This window comes from Clostridium thermarum, assembly GCF_006351925.1.
GTDB lineage: Bacteria > Bacillota > Clostridia > Clostridiales > Clostridiaceae > Clostridium_AU > Clostridium_AU thermarum.
Map to the genome: position 1 here is coordinate 2192918 of NZ_CP040924.1, position 15439 is coordinate 2208356.

General features: G+C 41.1%; 13 protein-coding genes. 5 read left to right on the forward strand and 8 right to left on the reverse strand.

All coding sequences use genetic code 11. The annotated features are described in order from the left end of the window. Positions 1–156 precede the first annotated feature (156 nt). The 4 genes from FHY60_RS09985 to acnA all read left to right on the forward strand — a co-directional run bounded on the left by FHY60_RS09985 (position 157) and on the right by acnA (position 6774). The gene (locus FHY60_RS09985) at positions 157–1125 is read left to right on the forward strand and encodes an ABC transporter ATP-binding protein (protein ID WP_479723572.1); all 969 of its coding nucleotides are present in this window, start codon (positions 157–159) and stop codon (positions 1123–1125) included. Continuing rightward, a complete protein-coding gene (locus FHY60_RS09990; protein ID WP_139904825.1) occupies positions 1112–2440 on the forward strand; it encodes an ABC transporter permease in 1329 nt (442 codons plus the stop codon). The genes FHY60_RS09985 and FHY60_RS09990 overlap by 14 nt, the downstream gene beginning before the upstream one ends. 14 nt (positions 2441–2454) lie before the next feature. Then, entirely contained in the window at positions 2455–3792 is a 1338-nt protein-coding gene (locus tag FHY60_RS09995) for an ABC transporter permease (RefSeq protein WP_139904826.1), read from the forward strand. A 276-nt stretch (positions 3793–4068) separates the two neighbouring features. Then, the gene (gene acnA, locus FHY60_RS10000) at positions 4069–6774 is read left to right on the forward strand and encodes an aconitate hydratase AcnA (RefSeq protein ID WP_139904827.1); all 2706 of its coding nucleotides are present in this window, start codon (positions 4069–4071) and stop codon (positions 6772–6774) included. Positions 6775–7017: 243 nt separating this feature from the next. On the opposite strand, the gene FHY60_RS10005 is transcribed toward acnA, so the two are convergent. The 3 genes from FHY60_RS10005 to FHY60_RS10015 all read right to left on the reverse strand — a co-directional run bounded on the left by FHY60_RS10005 (position 7018) and on the right by FHY60_RS10015 (position 9561). Beyond that, positions 7018–7236: a hypothetical protein gene (locus FHY60_RS10005; protein WP_139904828.1), complete on the reverse strand. Its 219-nt coding sequence runs from the start codon at positions 7234–7236 to the stop codon at positions 7018–7020. Between the two features lie 149 nt (positions 7237–7385). Next, positions 7386–7601 carry a hypothetical protein gene (locus FHY60_RS10010; protein ID WP_139904829.1) on the reverse strand — a complete coding sequence of 72 codons (216 nt, stop codon included), beginning with the start codon at positions 7599–7601 and terminating at the stop codon, positions 7386–7388. Then, entirely contained in the window at positions 7567–9561 is a 1995-nt protein-coding gene (locus FHY60_RS10015; protein WP_139904830.1) for a carbohydrate-binding domain-containing protein, read from the reverse strand. Before FHY60_RS10015 ends, FHY60_RS10010 begins: the two co-directional genes overlap by 35 nt. A 325-nt stretch (positions 9562–9886) precedes the next feature. Here FHY60_RS10015 and FHY60_RS10020 point away from each other — a divergent pair, with 325 nt between their 5' ends. Further along, positions 9887–11122, forward strand: coding sequence for a LysM peptidoglycan-binding domain-containing protein (locus tag FHY60_RS10020; RefSeq protein WP_139904831.1), 1236 nt, complete (start codon positions 9887–9889; stop codon positions 11120–11122). Between the two features lie 194 nt (positions 11123–11316). On the opposite strand, the gene gndA is transcribed toward FHY60_RS10020, so the two are convergent. From gndA to FHY60_RS10045, 5 genes are all read right to left on the reverse strand, one after another. Further along, positions 11317–12723: an NADP-dependent phosphogluconate dehydrogenase gene (gndA, locus tag FHY60_RS10025; RefSeq protein ID WP_139904832.1), complete on the reverse strand. Its 1407-nt coding sequence runs from the start codon at positions 12721–12723 to the stop codon at positions 11317–11319. Between the two features lie 324 nt (positions 12724–13047). Continuing rightward, positions 13048–13293 carry a DUF1801 domain-containing protein gene (locus FHY60_RS10030; protein ID WP_139904833.1) on the reverse strand — a complete coding sequence of 82 codons (246 nt, stop codon included), beginning with the start codon at positions 13291–13293 and terminating at the stop codon, positions 13048–13050. A 673-nt stretch (positions 13294–13966) separates the two neighbouring features. Continuing rightward, positions 13967–14224, reverse strand: coding sequence for a hypothetical protein (locus FHY60_RS10035; protein WP_139904834.1), 258 nt, complete (start codon positions 14222–14224; stop codon positions 13967–13969). Between the two features lie 84 nt (positions 14225–14308). Continuing rightward, positions 14309–14854, reverse strand: a complete 546-nt coding sequence (locus FHY60_RS10040) for a phosphohydrolase (protein WP_139904835.1) — start codon at positions 14852–14854, stop codon at positions 14309–14311. Positions 14855–14983: 129 nt separating this feature from the next. Continuing rightward, the gene (locus FHY60_RS10045) at positions 14984–15292 is read right to left on the reverse strand and encodes a hypothetical protein (RefSeq protein ID WP_243122129.1); all 309 of its coding nucleotides are present in this window, start codon (positions 15290–15292) and stop codon (positions 14984–14986) included. Positions 15293–15439: the final 147 nt, after the last annotated feature.

Sequence of the window (15439 nt, forward strand, 5' to 3'; positions counted from 1 at the left end):
CTTATAAAAAATCAACGGAATACTTTTCCATACTTCAATAAAATGGTATAATTAATTTGTTTGCGGACAAACCATTCATAGTTGCAGCTTGATTTTTAAAGGTGGACCTATAGCATTATTGTCCAAAAAACAAATATTATCCTGCCTGGTAAGGGTATGGCAGCAAGAAAGAGAGGTATATTTATGTCCTTAAGTGTTAGTAATTTAACAAAGCAGTACGGAGACAAAGTTGTTTTAAACAACTTAAGCTTTGAAATCAATGAACCTGGGGTATATGCCCTATTAGGTACCAATGGGGCCGGTAAGACAACCACCCTGCGTATAATCTTAGGAATGCTGGCCAGTAACGGCGGCGAAGTGTTATGGAAGGGAAAGCCTCTGGATCCTGTAAGGACAAATGTAGGCTACTTGGCAGAAGAACGCGGCCTCTATCCAAAGTATTCCCTGTTAGACCAGCTCCTGTATTTTGCAAAGCTCAGAAACGTTCCCAAGAAAACAGCTATGGACCGTATTGAATATTGGGCTGACCGTTTAAAAGTAACTGAGTATATCTTCCCACCGAAGATAAAGGGTAAAAAGCCTGCTAAGGCCAACCGGGCAGACCAGCTGTCTAAGGGAAATCAGCAGAAGATACAACTTATGGCGGCCCTGATCTCCGATCCGGAATTGTTAATCTTAGACGAGCCCCTAAGCGGTCTTGACCCGGTAAATACAGACTTGTTTAAGTCCATTATCAAAGAGGAAATTGCCAAGAACAAGTATCTCATCATGTCCAGCCATCAGATGCCAACTATTGAAGAGTTCTGTTCCGATATCACCATACTAAATCGTGGTCAGGCAGTTCTTCAGGGTAATCTAAATGAGATCAAAAAGAGCTACGGCAGAGTAAATCTCTTTATAAAGAGTGATGCAGACATAGCGCCTTATATCTCCTCCTTTGGTTTGGCAGTTGCAAACAAGACCCCCAGCGAATACCACCTCAAGGTTACGGGAGAAGATCAGGCCATGGCCCTATTGGCTAAGCTTATAGAAGATAAAATTCCAGTGGTTAAATTTGAACTTCGTGAACCATCACTGCATGAAATATTCATAGAAAAGGTAGGGATTGTCAATGAAGAAGAGTAATATAACCGGCTGGAAGGATGTTTTTTCCTTCACCCTGGCACAGACGGTAAAGGCTAAATCCTTTATTATATCCAATATTGTAATTTTAACCCTGCTCTTGGTTTCTATGCCCATTGTAAACAAGTTTACAAGCAATAGCAGTGAAGACAGCGGAATTAGTCCCGTGAAAAAGGTATATGTAAATAATGAGACTAACCTTACCGGTATAGACTTTAAAGAAGTTCTCAAGGATGAGAGGTTCAGCCATATTATCTTTGAAGACATGTCAAAGGACTACGAAACTGCAGCTGAGCATATTGACAAAGAAGAGCAGGATGCTGTTATATTGACTCTCCAAGAGTCTGAAGCTAATTATGCCTTAAATTTTGTCCGCCCCAGCAGCGGTCCCTTAAAGGAAAGTACCATAAAACCTTTGGCTGATGCCATCTTTGAGGAGTTTGAAAGCCTAGTACCGAAAGCAGCAGGAGCCACCGAGGATCAGCTTGCTGTAATCCGTGCTGAGGTGACCACAAAGGTTGCCATGGCAGATGTGAACGGGGTTGAGATAGTAAAGGAGGATACCTCTATTTCCAATGCCGAGTATTGGTTTGTCTATGGAATCCTCTTTGTGGTTATGATGGTCAATATCATGGCCAGCACCCAAGTGGCCTATTCCATAGTAACAGAAAAGTCCACCAGGGTTATTGAATTTTTAATGATTTCCGTTAAGCCACTGGCTATCGTGGTTGGTAAGGTTTTGGCTATGCTTACTTCGGTAATCCTGGAGGTTGTAGCCATGGGAGCTGCCTTGGCGGTATCCAATACAATTTCCTCCTCCATGTCAGATGGGGCTTCAGGAAGTGTACTGGCAAGATATCTTCCCAAGGATATCTTCCAGAATCTAAATATAGGCAATCTTCTAATCTGCTTGGTTCTGATTGTCTTTGGAATGATATTTTATTCAATCCTGGCGGCACTGGCCGGAGCAACGGTGAGCAAGCTGGAAGAGATTCAGGAAGGTCTTACCTTGTTCACCATCATCAATATGGTAGGGGCTTATGTAGGACTAGCTGCCGCCAATGTGTTGATGGCCTCAGGTGTAAACGGCTTTGTTACCTTCTCCTTCCTGTTCCCCTTGTCAGCGCCCTTTATCCTTCCCGGTGCCATACTGGTTGGGAAGGTAAGCCTGCCGCTGGCTGTAGGTGCCATAGCCCTGCAGGTACTATTGATAATACTCCTGTTTAATTTTGTTGCTAAGGTATATGAAACCTTGATCCTTCACAATGGCAATAAAATTAAGCTCAAGCAATTAATTAAGATTTCAAAGACTGTGTAGAAGGGGGAAGGAAAATGAAAGATAATTTTAGAGGATGGAACTCCGTATACGCCTTTACCTTTCGACAATCTACAAAGGGAGCAGGCTTCAAGATTGTAACCACCTTAGTGGCAATTCTAATTATGGCAGCCTTTATCGCCATAAATATTTTTGTTGCGAAACCGGATGAGGACAGTAAAAAGGAGCCTTCACCGATAAAGTATGTATATGTTTTAGATAACAGCGGTCTTCAGCCAACTAATTATAAAGAAATCATAATTCAGCTTAGCGAAGAGCAATTTAAAGATGTAGAATTTATAGCAGAATCAGGCAGGTCAGTAGAAGAGGTTGTTAAAACTGCCGGGGCAAAATCTGATGCTAGTATAGCTGTAATAGTTACCTTCAAAGAGGGTACCTATGAGATGAACGCTTATATACCTGATGGCTCTGAGCTTAAGAAAAAGCATGCAGAAGCTATCCTGGAGCCAATGTCCACTGCTTTTGAATCCAATAAGCTGATGCAGGTAGGCCTATCCCAGGAACAGCTTATGTCGGTACTTAAGCCCTCAGTAGTGTCATTTACCAAGGTTGGTGAAGCTACCAATGAGATTACCCAAGTAATAAAAATGTTAGTACCTATGCTATTTAGCTTTATGCTCTTCTTCATTTTATTAGTTTATGGGCAGGATATAAGTAAGTCTGTATCCACAGAGAAAACTTCAAAACTGGTGGAGACCCTGCTTACCTCAGTGCATCCTTACGCCCTTATAACAGGAAAGGTACTAGCCATTACCTCAATGGCACTTATGCAGTTTGCAATCTGGATTGCAGCGGGAATTATGGGCCTTTACGGCGGAAACGCCATAGCCGGTGCCATGTATCCAAACTATGAAAACCCTTTTATAACAATAATCAATTTTCTGAAGGATAATATAGGTGAAACCGCCATGTCTCTTCCTGCGGTAATAATGGCTGTAATTATGTTCTTCTTAGGTGTACTATTTTACAGTGTTATTTCCGCCCTCACCGGTTGTTTTGTATCCAAGCCGGAAGACGTGGCCTACACCCAGGCGGTGTCAACATATCTTATCATGTTCAGCTGGCTCTTTACCTACTTCCCTCCAATTATGGGCAAGGAAGGAATTGTGAGAGCTACAAGGTACATCCCCTTTACCTCCCCCTTTAATGTGCCGGCAGACCTGATCACCGGTAACATAGGGCTAGGCCACGGTATAGTATCCATAGTTATTCTCCTGGTCTTCTGCCTCCTTATAGTTGTGCTGGGTGGCAGAATCTACAAGAGCTTTATACTCTACAATGGGGAAAAGCTCAGTCTTAAGATGATTGGTAATGTACTAAAAGCTCACAAGTAAAAAATTAAACACGGAACCTACTGAGAAAAGGTCAAACACGGAAGGGTGACACTATTCAAAGTGTTGCCGAAAAGTAATAAGGCATGCCATCGCATGTCTTATTACTTTTCTGTCGTCATTTTTATCAACAAAAGCATAAAATAGTAAAAATTCAGCCCAGCTGAATTTCATCCTTAATTAATCATTACTCATTACTACCTATTAATTAAAAAAGATGCTTTTATTTTTGTTATAAAAATAGTAATATTAATCTAATAAAAAAAGAGAGGTGAGTCTATGGCAAAAAAAGTCGGTATAAACAAAAAAACTCTTACCCTGGAGGGTAAGGAGTATATTTACTATGATATAACAGCACTAGATTCCTTAGGCATAAAGGATGCTTCCAGGCTCCCCTATTCCATAAAGGTGCTGCTGGAGGGCGCCCTAAGGAATTATGACGAAAAACTGGTAACCCTGGACCATATAAAAAGGATCACTTCCCAGTCTGCCAGTGGAGATAATGAAGAAATCCCCTTTATTCCATCCAGAATTGTCCTGCAGGATTTTACCGGAGTACCGGTGGCAGTAGATTTAGCTGCTATGAGAACCAAGATGCATGAACTTGGTGGAGATGCCTCTAAGATTAATCCTATCGTTCCTGTGGACCTGGTTATAGATCATTCAGTTATGGTGGATTATGCCGGCAGCAAGGATGCTCTTACCCTTAATGTAAAGAAGGAATTTGAGAGAAACACCGAAAGATATGAACTGCTTAAGTGGGCACAAAATTCCTTCTCAAACTTCCGTGCCTTCCCACCTTCTATAGGGATCATCCACCAGGTTAATCTGGAATATTTAGCCTCCGTGGCTGCTACCAGAAATATAGATGGCGAAGAAGTAGTGTTCCCTGACTCCCTGGTAGGTACCGATTCCCACACCACCATGATAAACGGTATAGGAGTATTGGGCTGGGGTGTAGGAGGCATAGAGGCAGAAGCCTGCATGCTTGGTCAGCCACTTTACTTTTTAGTGCCACAGGTAGTTGGCTTTAAGCTTACTGGAACACTTCCTAAGGGAGCTACAGCCACAGATCTTGTGCTTACCGTTACAAATATCTTGAGAAAGAAAGGCGTAGTGGGCAAGTTTGTTGAGTTCTTTGGAGATGGGGTAAGCAATATCACCGTAGAAGACAGGGCTACTGTTTCCAATATGTGTCCGGAATACGGTGCCACTGCGGCCTACTTCCCTGTAGACCACAAGACCCTGGAATATCTGAGAGCCACCGGCAGAGAGGAAAACCAGATAAAGCTTGTGGAGGAATACTACAAGGTCCAGGGTATGTTCAGAACAGATGCCTCACCGGAACCGGTATTTTCTTTAGTAATTGAATTGGATCTTTCAACCATAGAGCCAAGCGTAGCCGGTCCAAAGCGTCCTCAAGACCGCATAAATCTTAAGGACATGAAAAAGGCTTTTACTGATATAATATCTGCCCCGGTGGATAAGGGCGGTTACGGCTTAGAGGAAGCTAAGGTAAAGGCCACTGCTGAGGTAAAATATGGTGATGGCACTACTGAAACCCTAAAAACCGGTGCTGTAGTCATTGCAGCAATAACAAGTTGTACAAACACCTCAAATCCTGCGGTAATCATCGGTGCCGGCCTATTGGCTAAAAAGGCTGTGGAACATGGCCTTACCAAGCCCCGCTATGTAAAGTCCAGCTTTGGTCCAGGATCCTTAGTGGTAACTGAGTACCTGAAAAAAGCCGGCCTTCTCCCCTATATGGAAAAGTTGGGCTTTAACGTGGTAGGCTATGGCTGCACAACCTGTATCGGTAACAGCGGGCCCCTAGCTGAGGAAGTATCCAAAGCTATAAAAGATAAGGATATGACAGTGGCAGCGGTCCTCAGCGGAAACCGTAACTTTGAAGGCCGTGTTCATCCTCAGACCAAGCTGAATTATCTGGCTTCACCACCGCTGGTAGTGGCCTATGCCCTGGCCGGTACAGTAGATATTGACTTTGAAACTGACCCCATCGGCTATAACGAAAAACTGGAACCTGTTTACCTAAGGGATATCTGGCCGGATTATGATGAAATTGAAGCCATGATAAATATTTCTGTAACAGCGGACATGTATATAGATAAGTACAAGAATATCACCAAGGCCAATGAGATTTGGAACAAGATGCCTGTAACCGATGAAAAGATCTATAAGTGGAGTGAGGCTTCAACCTATATCAAGCTTCCGCCTTTCTTCGAGAATATGGAAAAACAGCCTGAGAAAACAGAGGACATTCAAGGTGCAAGAGCCCTGGCAATTTTCGGTGACAGCATTACCACAGACCATATCTCCCCTGCAGGCAGCATTCCGGAATCCTCTGACGCGGGAAAGTACTTGCTCGAAAAACAGGTTAGGAAGGAATTCTTTAACTCCTACGGCTCACGTAGAGGTAATCATGAGGTTATGATGAGGGGAACCTTCGCCAATATCCGTATAAGAAATAAGATGATTCCTGGTGTGGAAGGCGGCTTTACCAAGTATGTACCAAAGGACGAGACTATGTCCATCTATACTGCCGCTATGAAGTACAAGGAAGCCAGCACCCCACTCATAGTGCTGGCAGGCAAGGAATACGGCACAGGAAGCTCCAGAGACTGGGCCGCCAAGGGTACCCTGCTCTTAGGAGTTAAGGCAGTTATAGCAGAAGGTTATGAGCGAATCCACAGAAGCAACCTGGTAGGCATGGGCATACTACCCCTGCAGTTTATAGAAGGCCAAAATGCGGAAGCCCTAGGCCTAACCGGCGAAGAAGCCTTTGATATCACCGGCATCTCAGAGAACCTGTACCCAGGCAAAGTATTAAAGGTCTCTGCAACCCGTAAAGATGGCAGCACCTTCAGCTTCGAAGTTATGGCAAGGATAGACAGCACCATAGAAGTAGAATACTACCAACACGGGGGCATTTTGAATATGGTGATGCGGAACTTCTTGGCTGATTAGGAAGGATTAATTTATAGAAGAAAAAAGAGATGTTGTTTGTAATGAGTAATGAGTAATTTAGGATGAAACTCAGCGGAGCTGAATTTCTACAAAATTATTTATTAAAGATTCTTGGGAATGAACTGCTAATAGTCCTATATAATTACTCATTGCTCATTTTCAATAATTACTCATTACTCATCGCTCATTAATAATTGTCACCGTTCTCCGCGGCTTCCGTAATCAATTATTTTATACCATATTTTAGCAATCATCATCGCAGCAGTCTTTTCTGCACTTGTCATTTCCGTTAAAGCAGAAGAATAGTATAATTAAGATCAGGATCCAGATCCACCATCCACCGAAACCACAGCCTCCGCCAAAGCCTCCGCCGTAGTTACCAAAGAAACCGTAGGTTGGATAGCAGCGGCAGCAGCTATCGTCTTTTGGACAACAACAATAATCATGTTTTCTTCTACTCATCTGTCTGTATACCTCCTTATAAATTAAGTAACCAGCCATACAATAATGTGGCTACTATATACTATTCCGGAGTACACATAGTTGTGCTTCTTTTAACTGGAAACCATTATACAAGACATCCTACTTATTCTGTATGTCACACTGCCTTTCTATAGGCTATTTCCCTTACTTTCTCCTTGACTTCCATTGCCTTCTGCAGGAGCTTGGTTGGGATCAAAGCCGGATGGGGCCTTGCTTGGATCGAAGTCTGCCGGAGCTTTGCTTGGATCAAAATCTGATGGTAACTTACTTGGGTCCATGTCTGTGGTTGGCTGAGTTGAGTCAGAATTCTCACCGCCAGGCCTTGTTCCATTTGGTCTGCCCATGCCGTTTTTTTCCCTGACCGCCTTGACCGCCGGGCCTACCCATACCTTGGCCTTTATTTGTTGTAACTCCGCTTTCGTTCAGCCAGGTTACTGAAGATGATATAGTAAAGGCAACAACCTTTGTTCCGTTCACATTTTCACCCTTTGCATAAAATCCCTTTGTTTCGTTTCCTGTTGAAGTACCCCCGGAGTATAGGGTATAGTTTGAATCCTTTTTAAGGTCCGGTGAGCTTATAACTACTGTTTGATAATTCTTTTCAGGTGCATAGGTTAGTAAAGTTTTTCCGCTGCTGTCCTTCAGGCTAATAAGGGTTCCGGCTTGTTGAACCTGTGGGTAGGTCATCATTATGGAATATTGGCCAGAAGACTCTGAAGGTGCTTCTGCCATGCCTGAGCTGCCTGCCGCTACAAGTAGACCACCGGAGATTTCAAAGGTGCCGTTGTAGTCCAAGGCCCCATTGCCGCTGTTGGTTGGGCCGCTTACCACTACTGTCCCCCCGGCCATTTCTATGTCTCCGTTGGAGTCCAAGCCGTCTCCGTCAGCATTAACACTGATAAAACCGCCGCTTATTATAAGTTTGCCATCGGTGGCTGTAAAAGGATTTTGACCCATACGGCCATTGATGGATGAACCGTCTGCCCCTCCGCTGATATTTATTCCGTCATCACTGGCGGTAATATAAATCTCTCCGTCGGAAATTGTCATATCTGAACTTTCTATGCCTTCATAGCTCTTCGTTATATTTGTTTTTCCGCCCTTTATGGCTATGGCTGTATCCGCATGAATTCCATCATCTCCGGAAGTTAAGGTTATGTCTCCGCCAGTGGCTGTATAAAAGTTGTTGCTGTGGATTGCATCATCTGCGGAATCAATGTTGATGGTGCCTCCGCCAATTACTATTTCACCGGATGCCTTGATTCCCTTCTTACTTTGAGATTCTGTTTCATCTGTGCTTGTACTTGTGCTTGTAGATTTGCCACCTCTTCCCCAAGGACCCATTTCCTCATCGGCCTTCACTTCACCATTGGCGCTGCCGCCGCCGGCTGTGATATCAAAGTTTCCACCGGAAATTAGGACGTAGGTTTCCGCCTGTATACCGTCAGCTCCGGAAGTTATGTTAAAGCTACCCCCTTCTATGGCAACAAGTCCCTTTGATAGATCGGTATCATTGGTGGATTTTATGCCGTCACCGCCGGCTTCGATGGTTAAGCTTCCGGCCTTCACTGCTGCAACATCCTTTCCGATGAGACCATCATCAGCAGCCTTGATTACAATGTCTCCCCCGGTGATTTTTACATCATCCTTGCCGGTAATACCGTCATTGTAGTTACCATTGACAATTAATTTACCGCTGCCGTTTATAGTGAGGTCACTCCTGCTGAAGATTGCAGCGCTTGGCTCATCTGTTGAGGAATCTTCAAAAACATAGGAACTTCCATCGGTTATTGTGTTTTCTGTTCCCTCTTCCAGTGATATTATGGCCTTACCGGCGCTTTTTATATAGATGGCTGCACTATCCTTGCTGGTTATTTGGGCCCCGTTTAATACCAATCTCACTGTGCCCTTGCTTTCTTCCTTTATAAGTATCTGGCCGTCATCAAGAGTCCCGCTGATTACATATACTCCTGCACTTGTTATAGTAATTATATTCTCCTTTATCTCTGCACCGGAGCCTTTAATTTCAGCACTGGTCCCCTTCAGCTCTATATAATTAGGACTTTCATTTTGCCAATCACTGTAATTATCTTCATCTTTATAGGTCACAAACTCACCTATAAGCGTACTGATTTCTTTAACTCCAACAATGCTATTTTTTAAAGTGCTCACAATTGATGTACTATTGTTATTGTCTGTACCTCCATTTTCTGACTGAACTGTTGAATTACCGCCACAGCCGAATAAAAATGTTGTACATATGAGGGCTGCTGCTATCTTAAGGTGTATTGATTTTTTATTCATACTTATTTCCTCCATGTTTTCATTTTGCCTTGTCTATGAATCTATTTTATATAATCAACCTTAAATGAACCTTAAGAACTTTTTGTTTTTACTTTACCCAAATTATAGGCAGGGGACAGCACTTATCCGCCCCGAAGCTCATGTCCAAGGATTAATTTTCCTCAGTTGCTACAAAAACATACCTACTCAAAGTCCTCTTCTTCTGTTATGATAGGTTACACCAAGCAGCTCTCAAATAATACATTCTCAATTTGAGTTCTGTTATAAATCTTTTATTGCTTGGACAAGCATTAAAATAAAAATATATGAAACGGAGGAAGACACAATGAAAGTGAAAATATTAAATTTTGTTTTAGCGTCTATTATAGCAGCAGGTTTATTTGTGCCTTCTGTCACATATGCACAAACCTTAAATAATACCTATACAGTAGTTTCAGGGGACACCCTTTGGGCCATATCCAGAAAATACAATGTTACCGTCGATAACCTAAAGAAGTGGAACAATTTAACTTCAGACATCCTATCAGTTGGGCAAAAGTTAAAACTGAATCTTGTTCACACAGTTGCAGCCGGAGATACCCTCTGGTTCATATCAAGATCATATGGAACAACCGTTGATAATATAATGAGTTTAAACAATTTGACATCAAGTACCCTAAAAATTGGACAAGAATTACTCATAGAAGGAGTACTGCCTTCAGCCAATGAACAGACTCCTGCAGCACCTACAGAAGATATAAAGACTGATGCAAATATAATTCACACTGTAGCTGGCGGAGATACCCTCTGGTCCATATCAAGAAAATACAATACTACCGTAGATGCTATAAGCAAGCTCAATAATTTAACTTCATCTACAATACATGTTGGACAAGTATTACTAATCAGTGGAACCATGCCAAAAGCACCACAGGAGCCTACTCCGGTAGTACCAACCGTCGAAACTGTAAATTACAAGGTAGTGGTTGGCGATAACCTTTGGAATATTTCCAGAAAATACGGAACTACCGTAGACACAATAATAAAGTCAAACATGCTGGTTTCAGACTTTATAACCCCAAACCAGATCCTGACCATTCCGGTGAACTCCACCCAGGTAGTTAGCCCGGTGGGAATAACCATGATGAAGGCCAGGGCCAATAACAACTTTGGTGATATCTATACCTGGGAAAATGCAATGAGACTTTGGACTGTAGGAACAGAAGGTACCCTAAAGGATTTGGGTACCGGCAAGACTTTCAAGGTAAAATATATGGCAGGAAGTAATCACAGCGACGTTGAACCCCTAACCCAGGCAGATACCAATGTGATGATGTCCATATACGGATCCTGGTCCTGGAATAATAGCCACAAGAGACCCATGGTTTTATACTTCACCAAGGGCGGAGTAAACTATCAGATGGCTGTAAGTTTAACAGCTATGCCTCACGGAGTTGAAACAAACCCTGATAATGGCTTTGAAGGTCACACTGACCTATACTTTTATAATTCTTTGGGCCATAGTAATCCGGTAACAGATCCGGTTCACCAGGCCAATATTCTAAAGGCTAACGGTCAGTAAAAGAAAATTGTGAATAAAAAATTAATCACTGAGCATACCTAGTCCACGGAGGACACAGAGGGATTTTCTTATAATAAGTATCCTTCAGTGTCCTCAGTTTTTTCTGTTTAATGACCTGTTTAAAATAAATATCCCCTCAGCGTAATTCCGTGCATTCCGCGTATTCCTCGATTAATTATATTCCAACGAACATTTTAGAACCACTTATAGTGGAAGATACCTTCCTTATCCACTCTTTCAAAAGTATGTGCACCAAAGTAGTCTCTCTGTGCCTGCAGCAGATTAGCCGGCAGGAAGTCACTGCGGTAGCTGTCAAAGTATGCAAGAGCACTGGAAAAGGCCGGTGTTGGAAGGCCAAATTTTACAGCAGTGCATACAACCTCTCTCCAAGCTCCTTGATAGCTTTCAAGTATACCCTTGAAGTATGGGTCAAGCATCAAGTTTGCAAGGTCAGGATTGTTGTCGTAGGCTTCCTTTATTCTGTGGAGGAATTGGGCTCTGATAATGCAGCCTCCCCTAAAGATCATGGCTATCTTGCCGTAATTCAGCTTCCAGCCGTATTCCGCTGCAGCTGCCTTCATTAGGGCAAAGCCTTGGGCATAGGAACAGATCTTGCTGGCATAGAGAGCCTTTCTTATGGCTTCTATAAGCTCTTTTTTGTCCCCTTCAAATTTTACACCTGCAGGACCACTTAAGATCTTGCTGGCAGCAACTCTCTCCTGTTTTATAGCGGAAATACATCTTGCAAATACTGCTTCAGTGATGGTTGGGGTAGAAATGCCAAGGTCTAAGGCACTTTGGCTGGTCCATTTACCTGTTCCCTTTTGGCCTGCAGTATCCAGTATTACGTCCACTATTGGCTTACCGGTTTCTTCATCATATCTGGTGAATATATCCTGGGTAATATCTATAAGGTAGCTGTCCAGTTCACCCTTGTTCCATTCTGCAAATACCTCATGCAGTTCTTCTGCGGAAAGACCCAATACATTTCTTAAAAGCAGGTAGGCTTCGCAGATAAGCTGCATATCCCCATATTCTATGCCGTTGTGCACCATCTTTACATAATGACCGGCACCATCGGTTCCAATGTAGGTGCAGCAGGGCTCTCCATCTACCTTTGCAGATATAGCTGTAAGTATTGGCTCTACCAATTTATAGGCATCTTCCTGGCCCCCTGGCATAATAGCCGGTCCCTTAAGGGCCCCTTCCTCACCGCCGGAAACACCGGTTCCAATAAACCTATAGCCTTCCTTCTCCAATTCACGGTTTCTTCTTATGGTATCTACGAAGAAGGAATTTCCTCCGTCAATCAAGATATCTCCCTTGTCCAGATAAGGTTTTAACTGCTCTATGGTATCATCCACCGGCTTTCCGGCCTTAACCATAATAAGTATTCTTCTTGGAGTTTCAAGGGAATTTACAAATTCCTCAATGGAATAGGTTCCAACAAGGTTTCTCCCTTGAGCTTCCCTAATTAACTCATCGGTCTTTTCTCTGGACCGGTTGTATACTGACACGGTAAAGCCTCTGCTTTCTATGTTTAACGCCAAATTCTTGCCCATGACGGCAAGTCCTATTACTCCTATTTGTTGCTTACTCATAATTCAAACTCCTTTTACTAATATATTTCCCTTATAGAATTTCTACTGCCTATTATATATACTTCCATATATTTGCTTTGATAATTCATAAGTTTTCATACAAAGCTCATGATTTTCTTCTATGGGACTAATGCTCTTTTGAGGCTCCATCACCGGCAGGTGCTGCTTCACATCACTGACTGCCGGTGTTTCGGCAGCATACCTGCTGAAGACTTCATATATACTTTCATTAAATTGTGAAGCATCATGATCAAACTGCTGCTTAAAAGTTTCCCTCAGCCACTTAAGGACAAGACCTCCCTTATTTATCTTTCTATTCCTTGTTCATACTTTTTTATATAATTGAGAGGCCAGACTTATATATGGTAAGGGCTCCTTAGGATTTACATGATAACCTGAGGTATAAATAGTTTTCGGAACAACATAACTAATCATGCCGTAGGCCATGGTTTCCTCAAAACCCGCTGGCAGATTTTCTAAAATTGTTTTACGCAGTGTTTCCACTACTTTTCTTCTATCTTCCGGTAACTGCCGGATATAGTCTTCCGGACTATTAGCTGCCACACTCATCTTACTTCTCCTCCATCCATAGTGCTTTTATAGGAACAATGTCTTTACCTTATTATAAACTTAGTGATAATTACTTTCCACTAAATTTTTGAACTAACTAAATCATATTAAAACATTTCCCAAATATAGTAATGAATATATAAATGTAAAAATCCTTTCTGATTTGTAGGATGTCTAAGAAAATCTTTTGCTTTTTATAATTTATCTCTTTATTTGCAATATTTTTTATTTATGATATTATGTACTATGTTACAAATCAATCTAATATTTTGTTTGTGTTGTATTAAAAAGGGAGGCAAAAACATGTAACATTAGTCATGCAACATATACTTCGTAACATTTAATATTAGTTTGATACTATTACTTAACTGAAATCCTATATGACATTAGAAGCAAACAAGATTATTCAATATATAGAAGCAAGACACAAAAGTTAGTAAACAAGAACATTATTATCATAAAGAGAGTGAATTTAAAAGCAAATCAGAAGTGGTTAATTATACAAAAAATAAGCATCTGGGTATTGTTAAAAGCACAACAAATACTAATGCGAAAATTTCTACAGGTTTGTGTAATTTAGTTTAGACGTGAATAGGTTATTTGAAATTACTACAGGAAATATTTCCCTGTAGTAATTTTTATTATTTATAGTTTTTTCCGCAAAAACAAAATATTAAATCTTAAATAACAGCCAATTACATTCCTTTGTATTGTATTTTATCTCATATACTTTCTCTTCATTATTTATCTTACTCTTACATCGAAATACTTTAAGAAGGCTCCCTGCAAATTTTTCTTCGTATTGAAATAAAACCTTATCAATCTTAATAACTTGTTCAGATTCCTTGTGTTTATACCTGAATCTTACAGGATGAATCCCCTCTTCATCAAACCAAGTGACGATATCGATTTTTTTATTTACTACTTTCATAAATCCACCTCTCATCCAAACAACTGTTCGTAATATAATTATATACAAAAATCCAGTAAATATTCAAGAGGTAGTAAATCTTTTCTATACTTTATTTTTACTTAAAGCTTGTACTAAGTTTATAAATTCCTTTTCAACACTTTCAAAGGCTCTCATGTTAAAATCATGTGTCATGGCAATGTGAGGAGGATTTTCAAATAGGTCTACTCCCATCAGGTCCCTAAACTCATAAAAAAGCATTGCGTCATCCACTTCTTTTATCATTCCCAGCTCTTCCTCTGTTACATCTCCAATACCATACTTGTCATAAACAACCTTCTGTAGCCTATCTTCGAAGGTAAGATATTGGGTCAGATATTTCTTCACCGGCCTTGTGATATCAGCCAGGTAAGCTTCACTGGCATCATGAAACAGGCAGCCAAGCTGTACCCTTTCAGAATAGCCCCTTGCCTTTGCCTCCTTACAGCAGTTAACGCAGTGCTGGGCAACGGAATAAAAGTGCTTAAAATGTCCATTGGCCCGGGCCATTTGGGATAGGGAATGAGCTATATCTTCTACGTATATATCTTCTTTGTTAGGTTCTATGGGATAAAACTTTGTCTTTGTGTAGGTCAATATATAATCCTTCATATGCATCTCTCCTTTTAATTCATATTACCACCTTATTCTGCCGGTTAACAAGACAAAAGAAAATTAAACACGGAAAAAAACATCCGGTGGTATCACCGGATGTATGGCTTCTATTATGTATTTCAAATCCTAAGCATTTCTTATGGATCTTCTAATTTCTATTATTCTATTGTCATTATTTGCAACCTTAATGGAAAGATTGTTGACGTCAACCTGTAAGTTGTCTACTTTATCACTTAATTCTTCAAGCTTTTCAGCATTAGCCTTATAGCCATCAAATAATGCCTCAATCTTTGGACTTATTTCTCCGTCCATCTTTGAATGAAGCTTTTTAACTTCGTTTTCCAAATTATCAAGCCGATTGTCAACTCTATTAAAGCCTTGCTGAATTTCACTATACATCTTACTCATTAATTCAAATAGTTTTTCATTTTCCAATGCGCTTCACCACCTTAAAATAACAACTATATTATATCATGGGAGCTCCTATATTTCTAATATAACCTGCTGGAAATTTTTTATACGAATTTTTGTTCTAGACATGATGAATAATTTTATTTAAACTTTCTAATATCCTTAAGATAA

What these genes read in the sequence shown, in the direction of transcription:
- FHY60_RS09985 (WP_479723572.1), top strand. Translation starts at nt 157, where the DNA reads ATGGCAGCAAGAAAGAGAGGTATATTTATGTCCTTAAGTGTTAGTAAT.
- FHY60_RS10015 (WP_139904830.1), bottom strand. Translation starts at nt 9,561, where the DNA reads ATGAATAAAAAATCAATACACCTTAAGATAGCAGCAGCCCTCATATGT.
- FHY60_RS10020 (WP_139904831.1), top strand. Translation starts at nt 9,887, where the DNA reads ATGAAAGTGAAAATATTAAATTTTGTTTTAGCGTCTATTATAGCAGCA.
- FHY60_RS10035 (WP_139904834.1), bottom strand. Translation starts at nt 14,224, where the DNA reads ATGAAAGTAGTAAATAAAAAAATCGATATCGTCACTTGGTTTGATGAA.
- acnA (WP_139904827.1), top strand. Translation starts at nt 4,069, where the DNA reads ATGGCAAAAAAAGTCGGTATAAACAAAAAAACTCTTACCCTGGAGGGT.
- FHY60_RS10030 (WP_139904833.1), bottom strand. Translation starts at nt 13,293, where the DNA reads ATGAGTGTGGCAGCTAATAGTCCGGAAGACTATATCCGGCAGTTACCG.
- FHY60_RS10040 (WP_139904835.1), bottom strand. Translation starts at nt 14,854, where the DNA reads ATGAAGGATTATATATTGACCTACACAAAGACAAAGTTTTATCCCATA.
- FHY60_RS10005 (WP_139904828.1), bottom strand. Translation starts at nt 7,236, where the DNA reads ATGAGTAGAAGAAAACATGATTATTGTTGTTGTCCAAAAGACGATAGC.
- FHY60_RS09990 (WP_139904825.1), top strand. Translation starts at nt 1,112, where the DNA reads ATGAAGAAGAGTAATATAACCGGCTGGAAGGATGTTTTTTCCTTCACC.
- FHY60_RS10010 (WP_139904829.1), bottom strand. Translation starts at nt 7,601, where the DNA reads ATGGGCAGACCAAATGGAACAAGGCCTGGCGGTGAGAATTCTGACTCA.
- gndA (WP_139904832.1), bottom strand. Translation starts at nt 12,723, where the DNA reads ATGAGTAAGCAACAAATAGGAGTAATAGGACTTGCCGTCATGGGCAAG.
- FHY60_RS09995 (WP_139904826.1), top strand. Translation starts at nt 2,455, where the DNA reads ATGAAAGATAATTTTAGAGGATGGAACTCCGTATACGCCTTTACCTTT.